Annotated in this window: 21 protein-coding genes; 3 read left to right on the top strand and 18 right to left on the bottom strand. The window is 70.2% G+C overall.

Features of this window, described 5'->3' with window-relative positions; all coding sequences use genetic code 11:
* The first annotated feature begins 57 nt into the window (after positions 1–57).
* A complete protein-coding gene (gap, locus tag ABZ948_RS21530) occupies positions 58–1,053 on the top strand; it encodes a type I glyceraldehyde-3-phosphate dehydrogenase (protein ID WP_359761817.1) in 996 nt (331 codons plus the stop codon).
* A gap of 92 nt (positions 1,054–1,145) precedes the next feature.
* Here the strand turns inward: gap and ABZ948_RS21535 are convergent, their stop codons facing one another.
* Together ABZ948_RS21535 and ABZ948_RS21540 are read right to left on the bottom strand one after the other, a co-directional pair.
* Positions 1,146–2,441, bottom strand: coding sequence for a cation:proton antiporter (locus ABZ948_RS21535; protein ID WP_359761819.1), 1,296 nt, complete (start codon positions 2,439–2,441; stop codon positions 1,146–1,148).
* Between the two features lie 54 nt (positions 2,442–2,495).
* The gene (locus ABZ948_RS21540) at positions 2,496–3,716 is read right to left on the bottom strand and encodes an ATP-grasp domain-containing protein (protein ID WP_359761820.1); all 1,221 of its coding nucleotides are present in this window, start codon (positions 3,714–3,716) and stop codon (positions 2,496–2,498) included.
* A gap of 92 nt (positions 3,717–3,808) precedes the next feature.
* On the opposite strand from ABZ948_RS21540, the gene ABZ948_RS21545 reads away from it, so the two are divergent.
* Positions 3,809–4,408 (top strand): hypothetical protein, encoded by a 600-nt coding sequence (locus tag ABZ948_RS21545; RefSeq protein WP_359761822.1) that lies wholly within the window; start codon positions 3,809–3,811, stop codon positions 4,406–4,408.
* On the opposite strand, the gene ABZ948_RS21550 is transcribed toward ABZ948_RS21545, so the two are convergent.
* The 14 genes from ABZ948_RS21550 to ABZ948_RS21615 form a co-directional block, all read right to left on the bottom strand.
* The gene (locus tag ABZ948_RS21550; RefSeq protein WP_359761823.1) at positions 4,379–5,629 is read right to left on the bottom strand and encodes an ATP-grasp domain-containing protein; all 1,251 of its coding nucleotides are present in this window, start codon (positions 5,627–5,629) and stop codon (positions 4,379–4,381) included. The genes ABZ948_RS21545 and ABZ948_RS21550 overlap by 30 nt on opposite strands.
* A complete protein-coding gene (locus ABZ948_RS21555; protein WP_359761825.1) occupies positions 5,619–6,611 on the bottom strand; it encodes a GNAT family N-acetyltransferase in 993 nt (330 codons plus the stop codon). The genes ABZ948_RS21550 and ABZ948_RS21555 overlap by 11 nt, the downstream gene beginning before the upstream one ends.
* A gap of 217 nt (positions 6,612–6,828) precedes the next feature.
* On the bottom strand, positions 6,829–8,187 hold the full coding sequence (locus ABZ948_RS21560) for a DUF6002 family protein (RefSeq protein ID WP_359761827.1): 1,359 nt from the start codon (positions 8,185–8,187) through the stop codon (positions 6,829–6,831).
* Between the two features lie 50 nt (positions 8,188–8,237).
* A complete protein-coding gene (locus tag ABZ948_RS21565; protein WP_359761829.1) occupies positions 8,238–9,434 on the bottom strand; it encodes a hypothetical protein in 1,197 nt (398 codons plus the stop codon).
* 121 nt (positions 9,435–9,555) lie between these two features.
* The gene (locus ABZ948_RS21570; protein ID WP_359761831.1) at positions 9,556–10,842 is read right to left on the bottom strand and encodes an MFS transporter; all 1,287 of its coding nucleotides are present in this window, start codon (positions 10,840–10,842) and stop codon (positions 9,556–9,558) included.
* Between the two features lie 44 nt (positions 10,843–10,886).
* On the bottom strand, positions 10,887–11,789 hold the full coding sequence (locus ABZ948_RS21575) for a peptidase (RefSeq protein ID WP_359761833.1): 903 nt from the start codon (positions 11,787–11,789) through the stop codon (positions 10,887–10,889).
* A 16-nt stretch (positions 11,790–11,805) separates the two neighbouring features.
* Positions 11,806–12,975 (bottom strand): acyl-CoA dehydrogenase family protein, encoded by a 1,170-nt coding sequence (locus ABZ948_RS21580; RefSeq protein ID WP_359761835.1) that lies wholly within the window; start codon positions 12,973–12,975, stop codon positions 11,806–11,808.
* On the bottom strand, positions 12,972–13,754 hold the full coding sequence (locus ABZ948_RS21585; RefSeq protein ID WP_359761837.1) for a thioesterase II family protein: 783 nt from the start codon (positions 13,752–13,754) through the stop codon (positions 12,972–12,974). Before ABZ948_RS21585 ends, ABZ948_RS21580 begins: the two co-directional genes overlap by 4 nt.
* The gene (locus ABZ948_RS21590) at positions 13,751–15,175 is read right to left on the bottom strand and encodes an FkbM family methyltransferase (protein ID WP_359761839.1); all 1,425 of its coding nucleotides are present in this window, start codon (positions 15,173–15,175) and stop codon (positions 13,751–13,753) included. The genes ABZ948_RS21585 and ABZ948_RS21590 overlap by 4 nt, the downstream gene beginning before the upstream one ends.
* The gene (locus ABZ948_RS21595) at positions 15,172–16,362 is read right to left on the bottom strand and encodes an alpha/beta fold hydrolase (RefSeq protein WP_359761841.1); all 1,191 of its coding nucleotides are present in this window, start codon (positions 16,360–16,362) and stop codon (positions 15,172–15,174) included. Before ABZ948_RS21595 ends, ABZ948_RS21590 begins: the two co-directional genes overlap by 4 nt.
* On the bottom strand, positions 16,362–17,315 hold the full coding sequence (locus ABZ948_RS21600) for a chlorinating enzyme (RefSeq protein ID WP_359761843.1): 954 nt from the start codon (positions 17,313–17,315) through the stop codon (positions 16,362–16,364). Before ABZ948_RS21600 ends, ABZ948_RS21595 begins: the two co-directional genes overlap by 1 nt.
* A gap of 39 nt (positions 17,316–17,354) precedes the next feature.
* On the bottom strand, positions 17,355–19,181 hold the full coding sequence (locus ABZ948_RS21605) for an amino acid adenylation domain-containing protein (RefSeq protein ID WP_359761845.1): 1,827 nt from the start codon (positions 19,179–19,181) through the stop codon (positions 17,355–17,357).
* A 464-nt stretch (positions 19,182–19,645) separates the two neighbouring features.
* The gene (locus ABZ948_RS21610; protein WP_435857559.1) at positions 19,646–20,887 is read right to left on the bottom strand and encodes an SLC13 family permease; all 1,242 of its coding nucleotides are present in this window, start codon (positions 20,885–20,887) and stop codon (positions 19,646–19,648) included.
* Between the two features lie 119 nt (positions 20,888–21,006).
* Positions 21,007–22,125, bottom strand: coding sequence for a PrpF domain-containing protein (locus tag ABZ948_RS21615; protein WP_359761848.1), 1,119 nt, complete (start codon positions 22,123–22,125; stop codon positions 21,007–21,009).
* A 171-nt stretch (positions 22,126–22,296) separates the two neighbouring features.
* On the opposite strand from ABZ948_RS21615, the gene ABZ948_RS21620 reads away from it, so the two are divergent.
* Positions 22,297–23,250: a LysR family transcriptional regulator gene (locus tag ABZ948_RS21620; RefSeq protein ID WP_359761850.1), complete on the top strand. Its 954-nt coding sequence runs from the start codon at positions 22,297–22,299 to the stop codon at positions 23,248–23,250.
* Positions 23,251–23,283: 33 nt separating this feature from the next.
* Here ABZ948_RS21620 and ABZ948_RS21625 read toward each other — a convergent pair whose 3' ends face one another.
* Together ABZ948_RS21625 and ABZ948_RS21630 are read right to left on the bottom strand one after the other, a co-directional pair.
* Positions 23,284–23,808 (bottom strand): AAA family ATPase, encoded by a 525-nt coding sequence (locus tag ABZ948_RS21625; RefSeq protein WP_359761852.1) that lies wholly within the window; start codon positions 23,806–23,808, stop codon positions 23,284–23,286.
* A gap of 123 nt (positions 23,809–23,931) precedes the next feature.
* A complete protein-coding gene (locus ABZ948_RS21630; RefSeq protein ID WP_359761854.1) occupies positions 23,932–24,978 on the bottom strand; it encodes an LLM class flavin-dependent oxidoreductase in 1,047 nt (348 codons plus the stop codon).
* Between the last annotated feature and the right edge of the window lie 306 nt (positions 24,979–25,284).

Here is a 25,284-nt window from a genome sequence, read left to right on the forward strand (position 1 = left end):
ACTGTCGGCGGCGCGGGCCGCACGCGAGCCTGAGGGCGAAGGGAAGGGACATCACCTATGACTCGCATCGCCATCAACGGATTCGGCCGCATCGGACGCAACGTGCTGCGCGCCCTGCTGGAACGCGACAGCACCCTCGAGATCGTCGCCGTCAACGACCTCACCGAGCCCACCACGCTCGCCCGGCTGCTCGCCTACGACAGCACGGCCGGCCGGCTCGGACGTCCCGTCACCGTCGAGGGGAACACCCTCGTCGTCGACGGCCGCCGGATCACGGTGCTGGCCGAGCGCGAACCGGCGCAGCTGCCCTGGGCCGAACTCGGCGTCGACATCGTCGTGGAAGCCACCGGCCGCTTCACCTCCGCCAAGGCCGCCCGCGCCCACCTCGACGCCGGCGCCCGCAAGGTCCTCGTCAGCGCACCGTCCGACGGCGCCGACATCACCCTCGCCTTCGGCGTGAACAGCGACACCTACGACCCCGGCCTGCACACGATCGTCTCCAACGCCTCCTGCACCACCAACGCGCTCGCCCCGCTCGCCAAGGTCCTCGACGACCTCGCCGGCATCGAGCACGGCTTCATGACGACGGTGCACGCCTACACCCAGGAGCAGAACCTCCAGGACGGCCCGCACCGCGACGCCCGCCGCGCCCGCGCCGCCGGCGTCAACATCGTGCCGACCACGACCGGTGCCGCGAAGGCGATCGGCCTGGTACTGCCGGGCCTGGACGGCAAGCTCTCGGGCGACTCGATCCGCGTCCCCGTGCCGGTGGGCTCGATCGTCGAACTCAACACGACCGTGGCCCGCGACGTCACCCGCGACGACGTGCTCGCCGCCTACCGGGCCGCGGCCGCGGGGCCGCTCGCCGGCATCCTGGAGTACTCCGACGACCCGCTCGTCTCCTCCGACATCGTGGGCAACCCCGCCTCGTCCATCTTCGACTCGGCCCTCACCCGCGTCGACGGCCGCCACGTCAAGGTCGTCGCCTGGTACGACAACGAGTGGGGCTTCTCCAACCGCGTGATCGACACGCTGCAGCTCCTCGCCGGCTGACCGGCCGCCACGGACACGGCCAGGCACGCCCTCGGAGCGCCGCGGCGCCCGAGAACGCCGCTGCCTGGCCGGACCGGCACGCGCCCTCGCCCCTACGCCCTCCCGCGAGGCCCGTCCTCGGCGAGCTCGGCCGGTGCCTCGCCGTCGGCGGCCGGTTCACGGGAGGGTCGTCCGGCTGGTGGGCCGATCTCGACCGGCCGCCGGTACATCCACGTGAGGAGAGGACCACTCATGGCGGTGGTGACCAGGGCCATGAGGACCATCATCGAGTACAACGGGCCGTCCAGCAGACCGAGTTGCAGACCAACCCCGAGGATGATCAGCTCGGTCAGGCCCCGGGTGTTCATGAGCGCGGCGAGCACCAGGGTCGGCCGGGGCTCCAGCCCCTGGGTCCGGGCACCGAGGTAGGTGCCGCCGAACTTCCCCGCGACGGCGACCAGCAGGACGGCCGCGAACTCCAGGAGCCGGGAGCCGTCCACTCCCGTCAGGTCCACCTGGAAGCCGGCGACCACGAAGTAGACCGGCAGCAGCACCGAGGTCACCTGTGCGGTCCGTTCGGAGATGTCCGCCCGGACGCGTGGCGCCACCTCCCGCGGCACCACCAGACCGAAGAGGAACGCCCCGAAGATGTAGTGCAGTCCCATGAGTTCGGTGGCGGCGCCGCTCAACAGGGCGCCGACGAGCACCACCGACAGCCGGCCGGAGGTGAGATCGACCGGCCCGCCGGCAACGGCCAGAACGCGGCGCAGCAGTGGCCGCACGACAAGAGCCAGCACGGCGACGAACGGTACGACGAGGGCCAGTTGCCACGGGGTGCCCCCGCCGCAGACCGCCTGGATCGCGGCCAGCCCGGACCACGCCACGACGTCCACCACCGCGGCGGTGGCCAGCGCGATACCGCCGACCTGGGTGCGTGACAGACCCCGGTCGCTGAGGATCCGGGCGAGCACCGGGAAGGCCGTGACCGACACGGACAGGCCGATGAACACCAAGAAGGCCACCGGTCGGCCGACGGTCCTGTCCTGCAGGAGGAAGAGGCCCAGCGGGATGCCGAGCGCGAAGGGGACGAGGGTGGAGCCGAGTGCGGCCCCGGCGGTGAGCCGGCCCCTGCCCCGCAGGAACCGGTGCTCGATCTCCAGACCGACGCAGAACATGAACAGCGCGACGCCGACGCTGGACATCGACGACAGCACCGAGCGCACACCGGACGGGAACAGCGCCTGAGTGATCGCGCCGTGGAAGAGCGTGGGCCCGAAGAGGATGCCCGCGAGGATCTCTCCCACGACGGGCGGCTGCCTCAGCTTCACGGCGACGGCCCCGAGAGCACGGGCCACCACAAGGATCAAGGACAGGTCGATCAGGAACAACGCGGCTGGATGGCTGGTCACTTGTGTGCCCTCCGCTTGAAACGCCATAGGTGAACAGAACGGAAGAGGGGGCCGTCAGCCGCCGGGCGGGTCTTCGCCGGGCGTCACCCGCACCGAGTCGAACAGCTTGACCATGAAGTCCTCGAGTACGGCGGTCGGGGCGGGGCCGAGGGTTCCCGCGAGTGCCACCCGGCCGGGGGAGTAGGTCAGTTGGCGGCTGAGCGGTGCGTCGGCCTGTTGCCGATGCCACCGCAGCACCATCGGGTCGTCGCGGAACGCCTCCTCCCCGGTGATGCGGCAGTACCCGGAGCCGAGGGCGTGGCCGGGGAAGAGGAAGGCGCCGTAGAGCCGGTCGGGGCTCGGGTCCCGGGGTCCGGGGAGGCCGGCCGGGCCTTCGACGGCCAGGCGGACCGCCAGGCCCGGAAGACGGATGCCGGTGGCCAGTTCGAAGGTGTCCATGATGAAGCGCCCCCCGGAGCGGGCCCCCACCTCCAGGAACACCGGGCCTTCGGGCGTCTCGATCGCCTCCAGGTGGAACGGGCCGTTCTCGATGCCGACCGCCCGCAGACAGCGCGACGTCCAAGCGGTGAGGTCCGCACTGGTGTCGATCTGCACCGTTCCCACAGGACTGCCTGCGGCGTAGGCGAGACATGTGCCCACGTACCGGCCGGCGAGGACGACGGCGGGTCGGCCGGCCACCAGCAGTCCGTCCACGTGCATGATGCGACCGCTGACGAACTGCTCGACCTCGAACCCGTCGACGTCGATCGACAGGGTTCCGCCGCGCACCGCGGCCAGGGCCGCGGCGACCGACGGGAAGACATGCGTCCCGTCGCTGCCCTGACCCGCGAGCGGCTTCAGGACGGTCCGTCCCTGCCAGGGGACCGCCCCCTCTCCTCCCGCGAGCGCCGCGGGCAGCGGCATGAACCGCGGCACACGTACTCCGGCGGCCTCCACCGCCGTCTTCATGACCACCTTGTCCCGGACCGGCAGGACATCGCGCACGGTGGCGCCGGGGACGCCCAGGGCCTCGCGCACCTGCGCCGCGGGAATCACATCCAGTTCGGACGTGGAGATGACGAGGTCCGGCGCGGGCAGGCCCTCGACGGCCGCGAGGACCTCCGCCGCCGTGTCGCCGGTCCCGGAGCGCTCGACCACGCGCAGGGGAACACCGACCGGCAGCGTGCGCACCTTCTGGGCGGTGGTGACGTAGGTGACCTGATGAGCATGGTGGTCGATGTTCTCGGCGTAGTGGACGGACGATTCGGGGATGCCGTGCATGACCAGAACGCGCATGTACATCCGTTCCCTTCGCCGCGGAAGGCTGCTGTGATCGATTCGGGGGCTTCGCGTACTGTGTGGCGCAGTGATCAAGGAGAGGAGCTCGTGTGTCAGCTCGCCTTGTCGTGGTGGATCCGGACTTCGAGGCCCAGTTCGAGCGGGTGAGGGACCGGCTGCTCGTGCCCATGGCCGAGGCGGCGCACAGCGGCCGGGGACCCGATGTGCTGGTGGAAGCGCCGGCGGCGTTCCGGACCGTCGGCGCGTGCCTGGCGGCGGCCGTCGCGGACGGACCGCGAGTCTGGACGCCGAACGGGCGCTGGGAACACGAAGGTCTGAGAATCGTCGACCTGCCCACCTCCCCTCTCGATCTGCTCTACTCGGCGTTGCGCGCGTTGTCCGGCGCCCTTGTGGAGCCCTCGGATTCCGCACACCCGGCCGGCACGGCCGGGGCGCTCCGCGCGCTCGACGCCACCGGCGAGGGCACCGCGGTGCGTCTGGTCGGCACGATGGCGCGGGTGCTGTCCCTCATGGACCTGGCGCCCGACGCCGACACCGCCGTCCTCACCGCCGCACTCGAAGCCGCCGACGGCCGGGACGTGCGGCTGACGTACGCGCAGGAAGACGCATGGCAGCGCCTCGCGCACCGGCTGACCATGCTGCTGACCGAGGACGCACCGCTACACCGATTCCTCTACCGCTCGGACTGAACCGTGATGGGGCTCGACCCGCACCGACGCGAACAGCGAAGCCATGAACCCCTCAAGAGCGGAGGTGGATGACGGGCCGAGCATGGCCGCGATCGGTACGTTCGAGCTCGCGTAGGAGAACTTGACCGGCTCGTCGGGTGTGCGCTGCGACCAGCGGTGCACCAGCGGATCGTCGCGGAAGGCCTGCTCGCCGCTGATGCGGCAGTACGGGGAGCCAAGGGTGTGCCCCGGTACGAGGAACCAGCCGTACCGCTCGTCGGGGCCGGGGATCCGGGCGGTGGGGAGGCTCGCCGTGGCCCCCTCGACATGCACGCGGACGGCCACTCCGGGCATGCGGATGCCCGTCGCCAGTTCGAAGGAGTCGATGACGCCGCCTCCGCCGCACCGGGCGCCCACCTCCAGGAACACCGGCCCCGTCGGCGTGGCGATGGCCTCGAGGTGGAACAGACCGTTCTCGATTCCCACCGCTTTCAGGCAGCGAAGGGACCAGTCGACCAGCTCGGGTCCCGTGTCGATCTGTACCGAACCGAGGGGGCTGCCCTCCGCGTAGGAGAGGCACGTCCCCACGTACCGGCTGGCGAGGATCGCGATCGGCCTGCCCTGCGCCAGCACTCCGTCGATGTGCATGATGCGGCCGCTGACGAACTCCTCGATCTCGAAGTCCTCGACGGGAACCGGGACGTCCCCGTGACGCACCGCGTCCAGCGCCGCGGTGACCGTCGGGAAGATCCGGATCTGCTGGGCCAGCACGCCCGACTGCGGCTTCAGGACCGTACGCCCCTGCCAGGGAACCGACTCGGCTCCCTGCGCGAGCGCCTGGGGGAGGGGAGCGAATCCCGGCACCCGCAGGCCCGCCTTCGCGACCGACGACTTCATCACGACCTTGTTCCTGACCGGCAGGACCTCCCGCACGGTGGGACCGGGAACCCCGAGAGCCTCCCGGACCTGAGCCGCGGCGATCACGTCGAATTCCGACAGGCTGATGATCACGTCCGGTGTGGGCAGGCCTTTCACCGCGGCGACGACTTCGTCCGCCACGTCCCCGGTCCCCGCGCGCTCGACCACCCGCGCGGGCACGTCCTTTGGCAGCGTCCCCAGCTTCGCCGACGTGCTGACGTAGGTGACGTCGTGCTTGTCGTGATCGATGTTCTGCGCGTAGCGGACGGAACTGTCGGCGAGGCTGTGCATCACCAGAACGCGCAGTTTCGGCTCAAGCGACATAAGCCCTCCCGTCGTGCCGGCACCCGGCGAGGAATTCGTCCAGAGAGATGTGGTGAACGGCTTCGACGCCCGGTCCCACCGCGCGATAGTCCTCCCGAGGAGGGCGCTCGTCGTCGTGGAAATACACCGCGTGCAACGTCCCTTCGTCGGTCACCCTCAGCAGGGGATTGGCGACGAGGAAGTCGCGTACGGCCGGAGTGTCCCGGCGGACCTGCAACCACAGGCGTTTGCGGCCGAAATGGTTCGGCGGCAGGATCACCCGGGTGCCGAACCGGCGTTTCATCTGGTAGGTGCCCTTGCTGAGGAATGCTTCCGTGCCCTGGAAGTCGAGCCGGCGGACGCCGTTTTCGGCGGCCCATTCCATGAGGAGGAAGTACATGACCTTGAGGACCCCGGCCTCGTAGTACTCCTCGGCGCCGTCGAGCACACCCAGCAGCCGGGAGGTGAGGACTCCGGATCCCGGGTCCCAATGGCACAGATGGCCGCCGACGCGTTCGCCGTCCATGGACAGGTGGAACAACGCACCGGAGCGGAACAGGCACTCGTAGGCGGAGTCCCTGCTCTCGGTACGCGCGTGGTCCCCATAGCGCTGGATCATGGTCGCCCGGTAGATGCGGTCGTAGAAGAAGTCGAACCAGGAAGGATCGCGTTCGACCCCGAACTCCCACGCGTGTTTGCGGTAGTTCTGCCGGAAATCCCGCTTGGCGCCCTTGGACGCGTTCGCCAGGACCGATCGGTACCCCTGGTCGACGTCCAGGACGAAGTGCACGCGGATGGGCATGACGAACGACCTGGCGGAGGGCAGCCGGCCGATGCGGTCGGCACTGGTGCCGACCACGACGATGTCGGCGTCCGGCAGCATCTCGGGGGAGACGAGGTGGCGCCCCCTGAGGGAGGTCGAGACCCGCACCGGGGTATCACCGGCGGTGGCCTCCCGGCGCTCCTCGGTGAATTCCAGCGTGTACGCCAGTCCTTCAGGCACACCGGAATAGGAAAGGGACACTCCGCCCACGTCCGACCGCACGGCGGGGAAATTTCTCCAGCCCCCGGTGTCCCACGCCGTCCGCAGGCCGACGAGCAGCGGACTTCCGCTGTTGCGCCACTGGTATCCCGCATGCAGACGCAGCCGGTTCCTCAGTGAGACACGGGACGGCAACGGGGCTCGATGCTCCAGCGGTGAACTCATGCCGTTCCCCCCATCACGCCGCGGACCGGCTGAAGTCCGCGGTGCGGAGGACCACGTCCCGCAACGCGTCGACCGTGTCCGCTTTCTGGAGTTCCGAGAGCCCTACGCCTTCGAAATCAGCGCGTCCATAGAGACCGGAGCCGTGGATCAGAATGTCGTCCTCGGGTACGAGCCCTCGGTCGATGGCGTTGAAGACGCCGGTCATCGCCATGTTGAGCGACCATTCGAGAACCGAGACCGGATTGGCGGGTACCACGACTCCCGCCTCCGCCAGGTACGAACGCACCTGACCGTAGCGCTCCAGACATTCCCCGAGCGACACGACGATGCCGCCCCCGCCCTGCCCGTGGATCAGGGCGTTCATCTCCGGAGAGGTGACGGGGTTCCTGGAGTAGAAGGTCGTGTCGAGCACTTCCTCCGGATCGAAGGTGACGCGCGGGAAGCGCGGGTTCTCCCCCTGGGCGAATCCGCCCCATTCCCGCTGGTAGACGTAGGTCGGCACCGTGCCGGCCGCACAGTCCTCGTAGAGGCTGACCACCATGTCGGGGGCGCCGAGGTGCTGGACCAGGAAGTAGTGGGGCGGGGCGCCGGCCTCCTGACCGGTGACCAGCTCGCGGCCACGGGCGTGCCCGAGGAGGCCGTAGGCGCTGGACACGGCGTGGGCGTGGAGGCGCGGTCGCTCGGCGTCGGCCGGGAAGAACTCGGCTTCGCTCAGCGCCCGCACCACGTCGCCCGCCAGGTAGTTCTCCAACTGGAGCGTGTACCACAGGTTCGTGTCAAGGTCCTTCTCCAGCACCTCCCGGTGCCTGTCGACCATGCCCCTCGCTATCGCCTTCACGGTCTCGGCGCCGGGCCCGCCGTACACCGCGATGGGGTTCCTGCGGCGCAGCTCCGGATCGGTGAGGAGCCCGGACGCGCGCAGCTTGTGGACCGAGCCGGCCGGGACCAGCACGATCACATTGAGCTGGTCCGCGGTGACCAGCCCGCAGGTGATGGCCCGCAGCACCGCGTCCCGCAGCGCGACGGCCTTGTTGGCCGACGACGGCGTGACGATGGTGACCCGTTGCCCGGTGTCCTGGATGAACCGCACGGCACGGGCGACCATCACGAGCGACGGAAAGGTCTTCGTCGTGCTCGTACCGGGATTCCGCGTGAGGTCCAGCAACGACAGCTTCTTGTCGCCGTATTCGGGCATGGGCAGGTACGCCATGTCCGACGCGGCCAGATAATCCCGCACCGCCGGGGTGAGTTCGGGGAGTTCGCGGCCCGGGGAGAAGCCCTTGCCCTCTCCCTCACCCCGTTCCGGGAACAGCGCGTACAGCGCCTCTTGGATCTGCGTGTAGTAGCGCGCGACGGCGTTCTCGATGATCACTGGAGGATCTCCTGCTCGTTGATCGGGTCGGACGTGAGGTGATCGGTGCCTCAACTCGGCGCGCCGAGGAGTACGCCGGGCCAGGCGCCGTAGGGACGGGTGATCGGGCCGATGCCCTCGGAGGGGCTGAAGCGCATCGAGCAGCCGGTGGCCACTCCGCCGACACAGAAGGGGGAGATCCTCGGATTGGCCACCACCGTTTCGACGGTGCCGTCCTGGTCGAGGAGGGCCTGAAGGGGACGGCGCACCGGAACGACGACCTCCTGCGCCACGTAGTACTCCGACTCCATCGCGGAGGCCACGAGGCTCCTCCATTCGGAGTCCGGTGTACTGAGACCGAAGAAGACCTCCTGCGAGGAATATCCCGAGGCCCCTTTGAGGACGAAGTTGTCCCGCTCCTCCAGAAGGACCCGGGACATCTCGTGGGTGTGCCCGCGCCACCGGACCTTGCGGTCCCTGACGATGCGCGTCCAGGGGACGAAGCGCCGGACGAGGTCGTGGTCCTTCCGGGACATCCAGGGAAGCCCTTCGGAGAGCAGGGCCAGCACCTTCTTCGAATCGACCAGCCGCGCGGTCTGCGACGGCAGGGCGAAGAGGCCGTCCCGGGTGGCGGACACCAGCGACGACGTGTCCCAACCGCAGTTGTTGGCCTCCCTCTCCGCGAACTGCACGATGCCGAGCATCTTCTTCATGTCCGGATCCGAGGCGATCTCCTCGCGCAGCGACCGCAGATCGGCGAACCGGGCCCGCACCCCGTATTCCGCAAGGAACCCGATCTGGGTACGGAAATAGCGCGTCGTCTTCGCGGGGTCCTGCAACGACCCGATGAGCAGCACGGACGGGTCGATGCCGATCTCGGCGCACGTCTTCTTCACGAGTGCGGCGATCTGCTCGTAGAGTCCGGGAGCGGTCAGCTCGGCAGCACCGCTCTCCTGCCGGATCCGCTGCCAGATCCTGCGTTCCAGTTCGAACTCGAGCACCGCCCCGACTCCGGCGCCCACGTTGAACTCGACGAACTTCGGCCCGTCCGCGGCGACGACCGCGTCGGCACGGGAGAAGTCGATGGCGTGCGCCAACTCGTACGCCTCATCGCCGCTGAGCCTGGGAAGGTCCGCCGGATCCGCCTTCAGAGCGGCCACCCGGCCCAGCGAATCCGCGGCGATCTCCGCCACCGCCCGCCGTTGGAGTTCGAGTACACGCCGGGTGGCCGAGAGCAGCTCGCGGTACGACGCGACGGGCACCACCATCGGTTCGTGAGCCCGGGGAAAGCGACTCCTCGCGATGTCCGTCAGTTCGTTCTCGAATATCTCCGCCAGGAGTTGCGGAGGCGGCCCTCCGGTGCGCGGTGTGTAGGTTCCGAACCATGAATCATCGAAGTGACCGGGCATTCTCCGACTCTCCTTCTCGCATGGCGTGGGTTTCGGCGATGAGCAGGGGAAGTGCCAGGAGCAGCGCGGCGCCTCGCACACCGCCCGCGATCAGGAACGGTGCCCGCAGGCCGAGATACCGGGCCACGAAGCCGCCGGCCACGGCACCGAGGGGCATCAGGCCCCAACCGACCATGCGGAACACGCTGTTGACCCGGCCGAGGAGCGCCCCGGGAGTGACCTCCTGGCGGAGGCTGACCGTGACGACGCTCGACACGGTGATCACGAAGCCGCACAGGGCCAGCATCACGCCGAGGAACGCGCCGTCGGGGACGAGCCCCATGCCGGCATAGATCGCGGAATTGGCGGCGAGAGCCACGGCCAGCGCGCGGAGCGGGCCGAGTCTCCGGGCGATGCGGACATTGACGAGTCCGCCGAGGAGGCTCCCCGCCCCCTCGCCGACGAGCATCAAACCGTAGGCACGCTCGCTGAGGTGGAGCGTCTGCGTGGCGTACAGGACCAGGGTGGCCACACCGAGCCGATTGCAGAAGGTGTTGACGCCGAGCAGGACGGCGAGGGTTCTGAGGAGTTTGTGGTTCCCCAGCCAGCGAAGTCCTTCCGCCACCTCGGCCCGCACGGACGACCGTCGGGCCGCGTGGTCGGCGATGCTCTTCGGAATGGTGGCGAGCAGCGCCGCGGACAGGACGAACGAGGCGGCGTCCACGCCGAACGGAAGCGCTGCCGCCACCGTGAACAGGACACTGCCCAGGGGCGGGCCGAGCGAGGACTCTCCCACGGTCTGCACGACGTACTGGTTGCTGTTGGCGCGTTGCAGCAGGCCCGCCGGGACGAGCTGGGGCAGGACCGATTGCGCCGCGTTGGTGATGACCACCTGGAGACAGCCGAGGAGGAACCCGGCCACGGCCAGGACCGGGACCGACACGGCGCCCGCGACGGTGACCACCGCGACGGCGGCGACGATCACCGCCTGAACGGCTTGGCACCGCCACATCAGGGTGGTGCGGTCGTAGCGGTCGACGATCGCACCCGCCGGCAGGGACACCAGCAGCCAGGGCAGGTAGCCGGCGGCGGAGATGAACGCGACCTGCTGCGGGGCCTCGGTGACGGTGACGGCGAGGAGCGGCATGGCGGCGTTGAAAGCCCCGTCGCCGACGCTGTTGATGGCGTTGGCCCACCACAGCCGCCAGAAACCGCCTCCCAGCCGCGCGGGCTGTTTCCGGGCCGCCGTCCCTCGGGCGGTTCGGTCCCGTCCGGATACCTCACCCAATTGGTCTCATCCTCCGGTCGTCCGGCGACCACTCGAATACGGGGTCAGAAGGCACCGGCCGGGGACTGCCGGGCCTGCGCGTAGTGGGTGTGCAGGAATTCCGAGACGATGTCGACCTGGGTGAGGATCTGGTCGACCTGGGCCATGGTGGGCTTCGTTCCGTGGCCCTCCAGCGCGCTGTTCCCGGTCTTCAGGTACACGGGCGCGGCGACCCGGACGAACTCCGGCGCGTCGTAGGTGCGGACGAAACCGCCGGAGAGCCGGGGATTGTCGACGTGGATGTCGATGGGAATGGATATGGCCGAGCGGATCGCGCCGATCATCGGGAGCGTCAGGTCACGCACGGGGTTGAAGCTGTTCGCGCCCAGCGTCTCCAGGAGCCGGGCGGTGGCCGCGTTTCCGTGGCCGCAGTGTGCCGAGGTCTTCAGGTGCACGTCGGCCGGAAGGTGTCCGGCCGTACGCAGCCGGCCGAGCACCCAGAGCAGTCCTTCGTCGTAGACGACGAACCCGCGGACTCCTAAGGCGATCCCGCGCCTGACGTCCTCGACCGCGCGCACCAGCTGCTCCTGCCCCCGCAGCCGGTAGCCGATCCGTGCGCCCTCGGGTGTCTGCACCCCTCCGCCGATGTCGTAGACGGCGCGGGGGCCGACCGACATCAGGATCTGGGCGCCGTATTCCCGGCCGAGTTCCACGTACTGTCGTATCTCGTCGGCCGTGTGCCGGAACATTCCGAAGGTCTCGGTGATCCGGTTGATCGTCAGGCCGCGCCGCTTGCTCTCCGTCAGGAGCCGGTCCGCCGCCTCGACCGAATTGACGGTCGGCACCTCTATACGGAAGTTGCCCCCGTCGGGAAAGGTGTGTGCGGAATCCGCGGAATCGTGGTCGTCCCCGGGGATGCCCAGCTCTCGGAGCTGTTCCCGAGTCATGCCGTACAACGTCCCTGCCATGGCCCCTCCGGCGCCGTCAGTGGATGGTTTTTCTCAGCACGGACCGCCCGATGAGGTCCCGCATCACTTCACTGGGGCCGGCGGCGATGGTCGCGGCCCGGGCGTCCCGGTAGGTTCTGGCCGCGTCGGCGGTCGCCACGTAGCCGTGTGCCCCTTGCAGTTGCAGGCTCAGGTCGGCGAGTCGGCACGCCAGCTCGGTGGTGTGGAGCTTGGCCATCGAGCATTCCTCGGCCGGGAGTTCACCCTGCTCGTACAGCCAGGCGCAGTGGTGGACGAGCTGGCGGGCGGCCGCGAGCTCGGTCGCCAGGTCGGCGATGCTGTGGACGAGGGCCTGCTTCTCCGTGAGCGGTCCTCCGGAGACCCGACGCTCACGGAGGAAGGCGCGCAGGTCGTCCAGGCAGCGGTCCATGCCGCCCAGCGCCAGGGTGGCCGCCACCAGGCGTTCCAGCTGGAGCCCGCGCAGGAGGTAGTAGAAGCCGTGGTCGAGGCGCCCGATCAGCCGGTCCGCGGGGACGCGTACGTCGTCCCAGGTCACGGTGGCCGTCCCGGCCGAACGCCAGCCGAGCGTCGGCACGGGTGCGCGGCTGACCCCGGGCAGGTCCGCGTCGACCAGCAGCAGGGACAGTCCGGTCGTGCCACGCGGCACGGAGCCGGCGTCCGCGCCGGTGCGTACGGCCACGACGAAGAAGTCCGCCACCATGCCGTTGCTGACCATGGACTTGGTGCCACGGACCACGAAGTGGTCGGCGTTCGGTGTCGCCGTGGTGGCCAGCGCGGTGAGATCGGAGCCGGCTCCCGGCTCGCTGATCGCCAGCGCGGCCACCTTCTCACCCCGCACCGCGGGGGCCAGATGGCTCCGGTGCACCGCGGGACGGCCCAGGGCGGCGAGGTAGTGGGTGGCCATGTAGGCGTGGACGGAGACCGCCGCCCGCAGGCCGCCGAACCCCAGACGGCCGAGTTCCTCCAGGAAGACGACGGAGGTGAACAGGTCCCGTCCGCCACCACCGGCACCGCGCGGGTGCGGCAGCCCGAGCAGACCGCGCTCCCCGAACAGCTTCCATGCCTCGCGGGGCAGTCCGCCCAGCTCCTCCCAGTCCGCGGCCCGCGGCAGGATCTCCCCGACCAGGAACTCCCGGACCTGGGCCCGGAACTGGCGGTGGTCGTCGGTGAAATACGGTGACCTCACGCCGCGTCCCTCCCGTCCGGCAGAGCGCGCGAGAGCTCGCCGCGCAGCAGACCGAGGAACTCCGGGGCGTGCTCTCGGAAGAAGAAATGCCCTCCGCGCACGGCATGACCGGTGAACCCCCGTGCCGCCAGGGCTCGCCACGCCGTCACCGCCTGCGGCGGCGCCACCTCGTCGTCCGTTCCCCAGAAGACGGTCAGCGGTACCGGGACCGGAGACGGCCGGCGACGGGACCACGTCTCGGCGAGCCGGATGTCCGCACGGAGCACGGGTTCGAAGGCGGCCATCAGTCGCGGAGCCCCGAGAACCTCCGGAGGCGTACCGGCCAGCCTCCCCAGCTCCGCGACGAAGCGATCGCTCGGCAGGTCGTGGATCGCGGGCAGCGCACGCGGCACGTCGGGTGCCCTGCAGCCGGAGAGGATGACGCGCTCGGGAGACCGGCCGACGCCGCGGACGAGCGTCTCGTACACCAGCATCGCGCCCATGCTGTGCCCGAAGAGCACATACGGGGAGGGAACGCGGTCCTCCAGCGCCTCGGCGAACTCCTCGGCGAGCGGCGCCCAGGCGGAGAGGGGGCGTTCGCGCATGCGGGTCTCCCGGCCCGGCAGCCGGACGGCGACGACTTCCACCTCATCGGGGAGGCCGGCGGCCCACCGGTCGAACGTGGCGGCTCCCGCTCCGGCGTGCGGGACGCAGACCAACCGGACGCGGGCCGACGGGCGGGGGGCCGGGCGGTGGAACCACCGTGCGGTCCCGGCGGACACCTCCTTGATGACGTTCACGCGTGCTCCTCCGGACCCGAGGGCGCGCTCGCCTCGATCGCGGCGGCCAGCGCTCCGAGCGTGCCGTCGGTGAAGATCAGGTCCGGGGTGAGCGCGTCCTCGCCGAGCCGCTCCTCGACCCGGGCCAGCAGCCGTACGGCTGTGAGGGAGTCCCCGCCCAGGTCGAAGAAGTCCGCGTCCGGCCGGACGGCCTCGGCACCGAACAGATCCCGCCAGATCCCGGCGAGCACCGCGGTGCGCGATGTGGCCACCGAGCCGGGCGACGCCGACGGACCGGGACGGTCCACGGCTTCCTGTCCGAGGTCGGGCACCACCTCGAACCGGCCGGGTGCCGCCGCCGTCGGCAGGCGCCGGGCCAGGAGCTCGCGCAACTCCCGTTCGAGCACCCGCAGCGTCGGCCCGTCGTCGAACCGCGGCACGCCGGCCGGGCGGCTCGGGCCGGCTGCCTCCGGCCTTCGTGCGTAGACGTTGTGACAGGACGTCAGGGCCATCCGGGGATCCTGGTCGTGCTCGACGTCGAACCCCTCGGCGCGAAGCCGACCGAGTACCGCGTCGAGTCGGCCGTCGATGTCGTGGACCTCCATGACGAGCCGGTCGATCCGGGGCCAGAGTGCGTCACCGATCCCCTTCAGCACTTCCTCCTCGGCCCTCTCCACATCGATCTTCAGCAGATCGATCCGGGTGAGCCCGTACTCCTCGGCCACCCGGTCGAGCGTGGTCACCGGAACGCTCCTGTGCTCCGCGGCCATCCGGTCGACGACGAGCCGGTCCAAAGGCGCGCTCCGCTCGGAGCCGTCTCCGGTGAGCAGATAGCCCTTGAGCACCTCGAAATCCTCGTGGGGGTCGGCGAATTTCCCCGACATCACGCTGTTGTGCGGATAGAAGGTGAACTCCGTCTTGCCCTCCTCGCCGCCGATCGCGGTCCGCAGCACGGTCACGTCCACCCCGTGGAGTTCGGCGTTGACTTCGATCGCGTCGGCGAGTTCGGTGAGCGGCTCGACGGCGATGATGCGAGCACCGGGGCTTTCCAGGGCGGCCCGTAAAGTGAACATCCCGATGTTGGCGCCGGCATCCACCACGATCGCGCCGGGCGGAAGGCCGATGCCGTGGCGGAAATAGGCGTTGCCCGTGAAGATCTCGCGGTAGAGGAAATCGGTCTCGCCGCGGTTCAGCCCGGCCACCCGCAGCCCGTCCGCGGGCTCGTGCCAGCGGAGACGGCCGAGCCGCCCGGTGGCCTGCAGCACGGCCGATCGGTGCAGCAGCGCGGCGGTTCCCGGATCCGGGACGACACGGGCGACGACCCTCTCGCCGTCCGGACCGGCGTGGACATCCGCGTCGGCCACGGCCGGATGTTCCCGCAGCACCTCCCGCAGCACATCCCGCAGGGACGGACGCCGAGCGCTGTCCGTGTACTCGTTCATGTGTCCCTCCGGTCCGGAGCGGTCACGCCGCGCAGGAAGTCCCGAGCCAGAGCGACGAGCGCGGGACCGGCGTCGAAGGCGGTCAGATGGTCGCCGTCCGGCATCGTGCGCAACTCGGCCCGCGGCAGACGCGCCGCGACGAACTTCGAACCCGCGGGGTGCGCCGTCGTGTCCGTCTCACTGGTGACGACAAGAGCCGGCTGTTCGGCGACGAGGAACCGATGGCAGTCGGCGGACATGATCGCCCCGTTCAACAGGCCGTAGCGATACAGCAGTTCCGGCGTCGCGTACGGATGGATCAGGTAGTGGGCGAGGTCCGGGCGCAGGCCGTCCAGCGTCGCGGGCCGGCGCATGAGCCGGTACATCTCGGTGGCTTGCCGCCGTCCCCGCGCGACCATGGCCAGCAGGGCCGCGACGTCCTGCTGATGCGCCGTCTTCGGTGCCTCGCCGTGCAGTTCGTAGTCGCCGTGCCACAGGCTCAGGGACGTGATCCGGTCGGAGCCGGCGGCCGCGGCCAGGGCGACAGCGGCTCCGCCGCACAGCCCCAGGGCATGCGCCCGGCGGATGCCGAAGCCGTCGAGCACCGCCAGGAGGTCGGAGGCCTGGACGTCCAGACTCCAGCCGCCGAGCTCACCGGGCCCCGTGCCGTCGTCCACCGCGAACAGCCCACGGCTCTCCCAGGTCACGACCCGGTAGGAGGAGGAGAGGGCCGCCACCCAGGCGGCGGTCATGCCCGCCGGCATGCCGCAGGCGTTGACGATCGCGACGGCCGGGCGGTTCACGGGCCCCCTCGACCAGCAGCGCAGCGGGACCCCGTCGTACGAAGGCACCACGACGGCGGGTCCGGGGAAACCCGCCCGGGCCGGCTCCACGGCGTCCTCGAGCCGGCCCGCACAGCCGTCCAGGCTGTGCCGGTCCAGGCCCAGCCGCCGGCTGACGCAGAGTTCGACGGCCGACAGCCCGCCGGTGTCCGGGACCACGTCGAGGCCGGGCAGGCGCAGGGCGTCGGTGACACGGGCCAGAGCCCCGTGCAGCGCCCGCAGGTCGCCAGGGGGCAGGGGCTCGACGGGGGCGACCCTCATGCGGTCCGGAACGACCCGGGTGAGGGAAGCGGTGTCCAGGAGCGCCCGCGCCAGGGAGAGCAGCGCGGCGGCGGGCGCCCGGTCGTCCTGGAGGTGTGTCGTCATCAGGCTCCGCCCCGGGAGGCGTTCCTGAACGGATGGTCGCGCGTGGTGCGGTCGACCAGGCGGTTGTGGCCGTACGTGTCCGCACCGCTGACCAGCACGGAGCCGTAGCGCTCCAGGCTGACCCGGCCGCCGTACTCCTCGATCTCCGTGGTGTCGGGGTAGACGACCACCGACGTGGGCACGTAGCGGGCGGCGAAGCCCATCCGCATGTCCTTGGACCTGCCGGCGTGCGGGTGCGAGGCATGCATCAACGTGGACCAGAAGACGATGAACTGCCCCGCCCGCATCTCCATGGAGACGGCCTGCGACTCGTCCGGCTTCCAGGCCGGATCGATCTGGAGTTCGCGGTAGTCGTAGCCGAAGAACCCCCGCGGCACCCCCGTCTTCTCCACGGCGGTGTTGCGCTCCGGCTGGTAGGTCATGCGCTTGGTCTCGTCGTAGTTCATGGTGCCGTGCGTGCCGGGGATGAACTGGAGGCAGCCCATGTCGACGGTCGCCTCGGTGAACGCGCACCACACGGTGATGGTGCCGCCGAAGTCGGAGCCTCCCGGCCACTGGATCTGCGGTGTGCCCGAGGCGTTGGCGAAGGTGTCCGCCTGATGCCAGTCGGTGCCCTCGTCGCCCGGGTACTTGGGGAAGAACTCGGTGCGCCAGCACAGCACGTCCGGGCCCAGGACGCTGGAGACCCGGTCCACGATCTCCGGCCGGGTGATGTGATCCGCCAGGAAGGCGTGGTCCAGATGGCGGTCGTAGTTGGCGATGTTCGTCACGCCGGACTTCGCGGCTTCGTCCTGGTAGACGGCGGCGCTGCGGTCGAACAGTTCCAGACGCGTCCGCCCCCAGGCCTTCTTGATCTCGTCCGGTTCGTAGAGCGTGAAGGGTCCCGCGTAGCCGTTCCGGTGGAAGGCGGCCAGTTCCGCGTCGGTCAGTGCGAAGCTCGTCTGTGCGGTCATGCGTCTCTCCAGAGAGGTGTGCCACCGGCCGATCGGGATTCAGGCGGTACGGCGGTCGTGCAGCGCGGTGTCGAGGTGCCGGGCGAGGACGGCGACCGTCGCTCCGTCGATCAGCACGGTGATGTCGAGGTCGGTGCCGAACGCCTCGTTGACGTGGTTGAACATGCGCAGGACGGACAGTGACGTGCCGCCGAGGTCGAAGAAGTCCGCGTCGTGTTCCACGCGCGGGAGACCCAGGACCGTCTGCCAGATCTCGGCGACCCGCCGCTCGGTGCCGGTGGACGCCGTGCTGTCTCCCGCCCCCACACGGACCGGAGCGGACACCGCTTCGGCCGTCGGGGCGGGCAACCGCTCCTTGTCCACCTTGCCGTTGAGGGTGAGCGGCAGCTCCGGGAGCACGACGTACGCGGAGGGCCGCATGTGGGACGGCAGGGCCGTCGCGGTCAACTTGCCCAACTCGGCGGCGAGTTCCTCGCCCCGGGCCGTGGACGCGACGTAGGCGATCAGCCGGAGGTCGTCGCCGCCGTAGTCGTGGGAGACGACGACGGACGACGACACCTCCGGGTGACGGGCCAGGACCGCCTCGATCTCGCCGGGCTCGACCCGGTAGCCGCGGATCTTCAACTGGTCGTCCACGCGGCCGAGGTAGCCGTAGCCGCCGCTCGCAAGCGCCTGGACCCGGTCTCCGGTGCGGTAGAGGCGACGCATCGTGCCGTCCGGACCGGGGACCTCGACGAACCGTTCCCCGGTGAGTTCCGGGCGCCCCAGATACCCCCGCGCGAGTCCGGCGCCCTCGATGTACAGCTCACCGGGCCGGCCCTCTTCGACGGGCTGCCCGTTGTCGTCCATGACGTGGAAGACCAGGTCGGACAGGGGCTCCCCGATCGGGCTCACCCCGGGCCTGCCCACGTCCGCCGCGGTGAGGAGACGGTAGGAGGCGTGCACGGTCGCCTCGGTGACGCCGTACATGTTGACCAGGCGGGGGGAGTCGTCGCCGTACCGGTCCGTCCAGACCCGCAAGGTGGCCGGCTCCAGCTTCTCACCGCCGAGGACGACCGCCCTCAGCGCGGAGAGCCGGCGCGGGGAGAGCGAGTCGAACGCCAGGAGCCTGCGGAAGGCGGACGGTGTCTGGCTGAGAACCGTGACGTGCTGCGTACGGAGCAGCTCGTGGAACGCCTCCGGCGAGCGGGCGGTCGCCGACGGGACGAGCACGAGCCGCCCGCCGAACGACAGGGCGCCCCAGATCTCCCACACGGAGAAGTCGAAGGCCGCCGAGTGGAAGACCGTCCACACGTCCTGCTCGTCGAAGCCGAACCGCTCCCGTGTGGCGTCGAACAGGCGGATGACGCTGCGGTGCTCGACCTGCACCCCCTTGGGCACGCCCGTGGAGCCGGAGGTGTAGATGACGTAGGCGAGACGGTCGCCGCGGCCCTCGGCGACGACTGCGGGGGGAGTCCGCTCCCCGGGTTCGTCGGCAAGGCGGTCCAGCAGGACGACGTCGGTGTCCCGGCCGGCGACCGTCTCCGCCGAGGCGGAGGTCGATAAGACCAGAGACGCGTCGCTGTCCTTTACTGTCCAGGCCACCCTCTCGGACGGATACGCGGGGTCGATGGGAAGATAGGCGGCGCCCGCCTCGAGGATTCCCAGCATGCCGACCAGCAGATCGGTGGTGCGAGGCATCAGCAAGGCCACGACCTGTCCCGGCCGCACACCTCTGGCCTGCAATGCTGAAGCGACTTCGCTGGAACGCTCACTCAGCTCTCGGTAGGTGAGTTCGCCGTCCTCCGCGGTGATGGCGATTCTGTCCGGAAACTTCTCGACCGTATCTCTGAAGGAATCGACGAGTGTGCGATCGGGTGAGTCCATGCGCTTTCCTGTCCGTCCGCGTTCGACCGGCCGTATTGCGCGCAAAAGGCTGCGATGAATAGCCACGTGAAGGCAGATCCAGTATCCGAAGCAAACGTCTCCCCGGACAATGCCCGCGCCTCTCTCCTGGCCAGATGTTTGACCTCTTGGGCAAGGGTTGGTGCCTGTGTGAGGGAACCGAGGGCCGGCCCTGACTCGAAGGCCGTTTTTCGGGAAACGCCGTGACCGTGGCGTTGCCATGGGACGGATACGAGGTCATGCGGCGGAATGTCGCACATGCCGAATGTAAAAATGTAGCTACCGTGAAGATTTCAATGGGACTCGATGTGATGCGGGCGTTCACCACGGCCGCATGGGCTTTCCACGGATCTGGCCTGCGCCGAGTACCTGGACACTTCGCCATGAAGGTCGGCCTGGAGGAAGGGACGGCAGTGCTGCGGCCCCTCCCGACGCGGCCAGAGGACCTATGACCAGGGCAGAATCAGAGCGCTCCAGGCGACGACCGGGCCGAGGGCGACGATCCCGCCGGTGTAGCCGATGATCTGGCGGTAGAAGCGGCGGGTGTCCACTCCACGGGCGTTGCTGAGGACCAGCGCCCCGTTGGTCGAGAAGGGAGAGGTGTCGACGATCGTCGTGGAGACGGCGAGCGCGGCGATCAGCCCGGCGGCGCTGAGATGGCTGGAGAGCAGCAGAGGCACGGCGATGGGGATGATCGCCGTGAGGATCGCGGTGGAGGAGGCGAACGCGGAGGTGATGGCCACGGTGAAGCACAGCAGCAGCGCGACGACGTGCGGTGCGCCGAGACCCGCGGCGTGCTCGGAGATGTCCTCGATGACGCCGGCCTTCTCCAGCATGGCGATGTACGTCATCATGCCCGCGACCAGAAGCAGGGTGGACCAGCTGACACCGTCCACGGCCTTCTCCTGCCGCTTCATGTCCACCAGGGCCAGCAGCGCACCGGCCGCCAGCGCCAGGAAGCCGATCTCCAGGTGGAAGCCGAGCGCGCCGACGACGAGGGCCACCAGGCAGGCGAGGGTGAGCCACTGCCGCCAGTCGGGCCTGCCCGGGACGGCGGGATCCTCGTCTCCGGCCGCCTCTTCGACGCCCTCGACCAGCGGGGCGGGACGCTTGGCGAGCAGGGCGTACGTGAGGATCGACAGCACCAGGTTGATCACGAAGCTGGCGCTGAACAGCGCCACGGCGGAGACCTGCAGATCGGTCTTGTCGACGAGGCCGAGCACCAGCGCACCGGAGACGGCCAACGGGGAGAACGCGCCCGCGTGCCCGCCACTGATCACCATCATGCCGACGAGCAGTGGATTGAGCTTGTAGCGGTAGGCGAAGTTCATGCCGATCGGCGCGAGGATCGCGACCGCGGCCGGGGTGAACGTACCGAACGCCGTCAGCAGGGCGGCCACCAGGAACAGCACCCAGGGGATGAGCTCGACCTTGCCGCGGACCAGCCGCACCCCCGCCGCGACGAGCCAGTCGATGGTGCCGTTGCGGCGGGCGACGGAGAACAGGTAGGTGACCCCGACGATGGTGACGAAGAGCTTCGCCGGGAACCCCTCGAAGATCTCGTCCTCGGTGAGGCCGAGCGAGGCGGTGCCGACCGCGAACGTCGCGACGAACGCGAGGATGCCCAGATTGATCGGCAGCACGGTGCCGACCACGAACATCACCGACAAGGCGCCTATGGAGATCACTTCAGCAGACATCTTTGTCCTTGGTGCGGTGGGGACGGGGTGGCGCGCCCCGAGGGCGCGAGGGTGTCCCGGTGCGGACGGCGGGGAGCCGGCCCGACCGGGGAGAGGTTCGCCGCGGCTCAGGCGGCCCGCGGACTGCCCGCTTCCGGTACGTAGATCCGGGCGTCGGCGAGCAGACGGGCCGCGCGCTGCACGGTGACCCGGTGCGGCAGACCGTCCCGTACGTCGGTGCAGCGGACCGCGACGACGCCGGCGGGCGTCCCGAGGCGCAGCCACTCGTCGGTCGGCCCGCCCGTGGCCCGGGAGACCACGGACCCCTCCACCAGCCCGGTCGCCGCGACGGCGACGGCAGAGGTCAGACCGATCGCGGGATGCGGGGCGTTCATGGTGAGCATGCGCACCGACACGTCGTAGTCCTCGGCCGCGACCGGTTCACCGAGGGTGGTGGTGTACGGCACCGGCGGCCCGACCAGGCCCACCTTCGGCACCGCGTCACCCGGCTCCCCGCCCGGCGGGAGCAGCCCCATCAGGGGGGCGGCGGTGTGACGGACGCCGCGCAGCCACGGGACGTCCGCGCTCATCCGCTCCAGTGACTCGGCACCGGTACGCCCCGCGCTGGCGGCGTCGACGAGGACGACCGGAGCTCCGGCGGTCACCATGCTCACGCGCACCGGCTCGCCGGCGCCGACCCGCAGGTCCTGGGCGGCCCGGCCGGTGGGGAGCAGTAAGGCAGTGGTACCGGCGGGGTCGCGGAAGGTGAGGCCGACCGCGACCCCTCCGGCCCGGGTGCCGGGTACCGTCTGGCGGCCGAAGTGGTGCACCACGCCCCCGGTGGTGTCGACGATCCCTTCGAGGACCGCGCCGGTATTGGTGTTGCGCATCACCACACGCGTCCGGTCACCGGTGACCGGCACCATTCCCTTGCTCACCGCGTAGAGGGCGACACCGGTGGCGCAGTTGCCGCAGTTGCTCGTCCACTCCACCGAGCCCGTCCCGATGCCGACTTGAGCGAACAGGTAGTCCACGTCGACACCAGGCCGGGCTGAGGCACCGACCACGGCCGCTTTCGAGGTGGTGGGGGTCGCACCGCCCACCCCGTCCAGCTCCACGGGGTCGGTGGCGCCGTACGCGGCGACCAGCAGCTTCTCGAGCTCGCCACGGTCGGCAGGGACGTCGACCTGGTTGAACAGCCAGCACTTGCTTGTGCCGCCACGCACCAGGGTCGCGGGAATGTGCACGTCGGAGACTCTTCCTGGATCAACGGAGGCAGGGACAGGGCCGAGGCGGGGATGACGGGCGCATTGCGGGCCGGTGAACCGCTCGGCGATTGCGGAGACCTTCGCAGAGGCATGACTTCGGAACAATCGCAGTTCGCTTCACCTGGGTTTAGCTCAACTAAAGTCGGCGGCATGCTCAACGTGCGCCGTCTGCTGCTGCTCACCGAGGCCACCGAACGCGGCTCGCTCACCGCCGCGGCGGAGGCCCTCGGCATGACCACCTCCGCCGCCTCCCAGCAGATGTCCCTGCTGGAACGGGAAGCGGGACAGCCCCTCATCGAACGGCTGCCACGCGGTATCCGCCCCACCCCGGCGGGTGCCGCGCTGGCCGAACGCGGTCAGGCCATCCGCCGCGAACTCCGTGCCGCCCAGGCCGACCTGGACTCCTACGCCGCCCTCGACCAGGGCACCTTGCGGCTCGGTTCCTTCCCCACGGCGAGCGCGTCCCTGCTGCCGCTGGCCCTCACCCGTTTCCGGCGTGGCCACGCCGGCATCCGCATCGAGGTACGCGCCGGAGTCCTCGCGGAACTCAGGGAGATGCTGCACACCGGCGAGGTGGAGCAAGGCCTGCTCTGGGACTACGAATGGAACCGCCTCGACGATCCCGCGCTCGCCCTGACCCACCTGCTGGACGACCCCACGGTGCTGGTCGTCCCCGCCGACTCACCGCTGCGCACCCATCCCTCCGTGCGCCTCGGCGACCTCGCCGACCAGGAGTGGATCATCCGCGCCGACAACCATCCCGTCGCCGACGTGCTGCGCCGGAGCTGCCGCCAGGCGGGATTCGAGCCGCGCATCGCCTACTCCTCGCACGACTACCAGGAGGCGCAGGCCATGGTCGCCGCCGGACTCGGCATCGCACTCGCACCCCGCCTGGCCCTCACCAGCCGCCGCAGCGACGTACGCCTCCTGCCGTTCGCCTCCGACGTCCCGGCCCCCACCCGCCGCATCCTCCTCGCACGCGCCGCGGCACGCCCCGCCACCCCACCCGCCCAGGCGATGTCCCGCGTCCTGCGCACGGTGGCGCGGCGATTCACCGCCCCCGACCTGCACAGGGCCCAGCTGGGGGCGGTCCGGCGGGGCTGAGGGCACGGCCACACAGCCCGGAGGGCCGTTGACTCAACTCTTCACGGCCTCCGCGATCTGCTGGGCGGCCTGGGCGGGTGTGAGGTGCGTGGTGTCGACGACCTCGGCCTCGGCGTGCAGCCACGTGCGGGCCGCCTCGGCATAGGGCTCGAGGTACTGGAGCCGGAAGGGTGAGTCGGGGCCGAGAACGGTGTCGCCCGCGATGCGCGCCCGGAGGGTGTCCTGGTCGGCGTGGAGGACGAAGTGCCGGACCGGAATGGCGTGCTGGGCAAGGCCCGAGCTGATCTCGCGCCAGTACTGCTCGACCAGGACGGTCATGGGCATCACCAGGGTGCCGCCGGTGTAGTCGAGGATGCGTCGGGCGGTCTCGACCACGAGCGGCCGCCACGGCGGCCAGTGCTGGAAGTTGTCCGTCGCGGGCAGCCCCGGGGTGATGTCCATGAGTGTCTCGCCGACTTTCTCGGCATCGAACACCCTTGAGTCCGGGATCAGTTGCTGCACGAGCGCACTGGTCGTCGTCTTACCGGCGCCGTGGGTGCCGTTGAGCCATACGATCATGGACCTGACGCTAGCGTCGTGCGGGTCGCGGGGTGCTGCCGAACGAGCGCTTGTGACAAACCGAAGACTCTCGAACTCCGGCTCACCTGGGTGACGGAGCGTGCCGGTCGGCGCTGTGCGGCGTCACGGCAGGAGCCGCGCGAGCTCGGCCATTTCCGCCTCAGGGTCCACCACGGGCTGGATCACGAGCTCGTCGACCCCTGACACCTCCAACGCGTTGAGCTGCTGTCGGACCTCCTCCCTGGTACCGACCAGACCGAACTTGTCCACCAGCGAGGGCACGACGAGATCGCGCTCCTCGGGGGACAGTCGGCCGAGATAGTTCTGGTAGAGCGCATGGTGACGGTCGGGATCGGCGGCGGTGGTACCGCGAAGCCGGAGCAGGCGATCGACGGCCGCGGACTCCTCCCGGGGCAGGGCCGCGCGGAAGGCCGGGTTCTCCACGGCGAGGATCAGCGCGCTCACCGCGATGTGCCCCATCGCGTCCTTGACGGCATCGCCGTACCGGTCCTCGCCGTCGGCGAGAAGGTACAGCGAGGAGATGAGGTACGCATGCGTCTTCTCACTGTTGCCCACGGCCTGCGCCGCGGCCCGGCGGGCCTGGCCGAGCGCGGACCAGGCCGCGGGAGCGTGCAGCGCGAAGGAGATCAGCCCTGTCCCCAGGCGGCCGGCGATGGCGGCGACTTTCGGACCGAACGCAGCCACGACGAACTCCACCGGGTCCTCGGTGTTGACGTAACCGCCGACGTGCAGGAAGCGCACCCTGCTGGCCCGGGCCCCCTCACGGTAGTCCGTATCGCGGCCGGCGGTGAGATCCTGCAGGGCGCCCGTGAACGACTCCAGCTCTGCCATCCTCACTGGCCGCATGCCCAGCGTGCGGCGCGCGGTGTTGCCCGTGCCGACCCCGCAGACGATGCGGCCGGGAGCGAGGGCATTGAGACTGCCGAGCGCCGCCGCCGCGGCGGGCGCGGAGCGCAGCGCCGGTGAGGTGACCCCGACACCGAGTCTGATCCGGCTGGTGGCCTTGGCACAGAGCGCGAGGCTGACGAACGGATCACCATGGACCATCGGCGTGTCGTACACCCAGAAACTACTGAAACCGAGTTCCTCAGCGCGGACGGCCAGGTCCTCCAGACCGGGGCGCGCGGTCATGACGATGCCGGTTCGCATACTGGTCCCCTCGCCGTCGGGTTCCGTGCCTGAACGACTCACATCGCAGTCTTCCCCGCTGGTGGCTGCGATACTGCCCCGCCGAACGACGGCTACACGCCGCCCCGGCCCCATCGGCCCGCCGACGGCCGGGCGCCTGAACAGAAGGCCGACAAACGAGGGCGGGGACGGCGCCCGCCCCCGGCCACCCGCGGCAGGTTGCGGTACGCGCATACGACGCGCCCCGTCCTGACGACTACGGAGGCCGCCCGTGGCCCCGGACCGTGCGCTGGGCATCGGGCCGCCCTCCGACGGGGGACCGCTCGA

The organism is Streptomyces olindensis (assembly GCF_040645895.1).
In the GTDB taxonomy this organism is placed as follows: Bacteria; Actinomycetota; Actinomycetes; order Streptomycetales; family Streptomycetaceae; genus Streptomyces; species Streptomyces olindensis.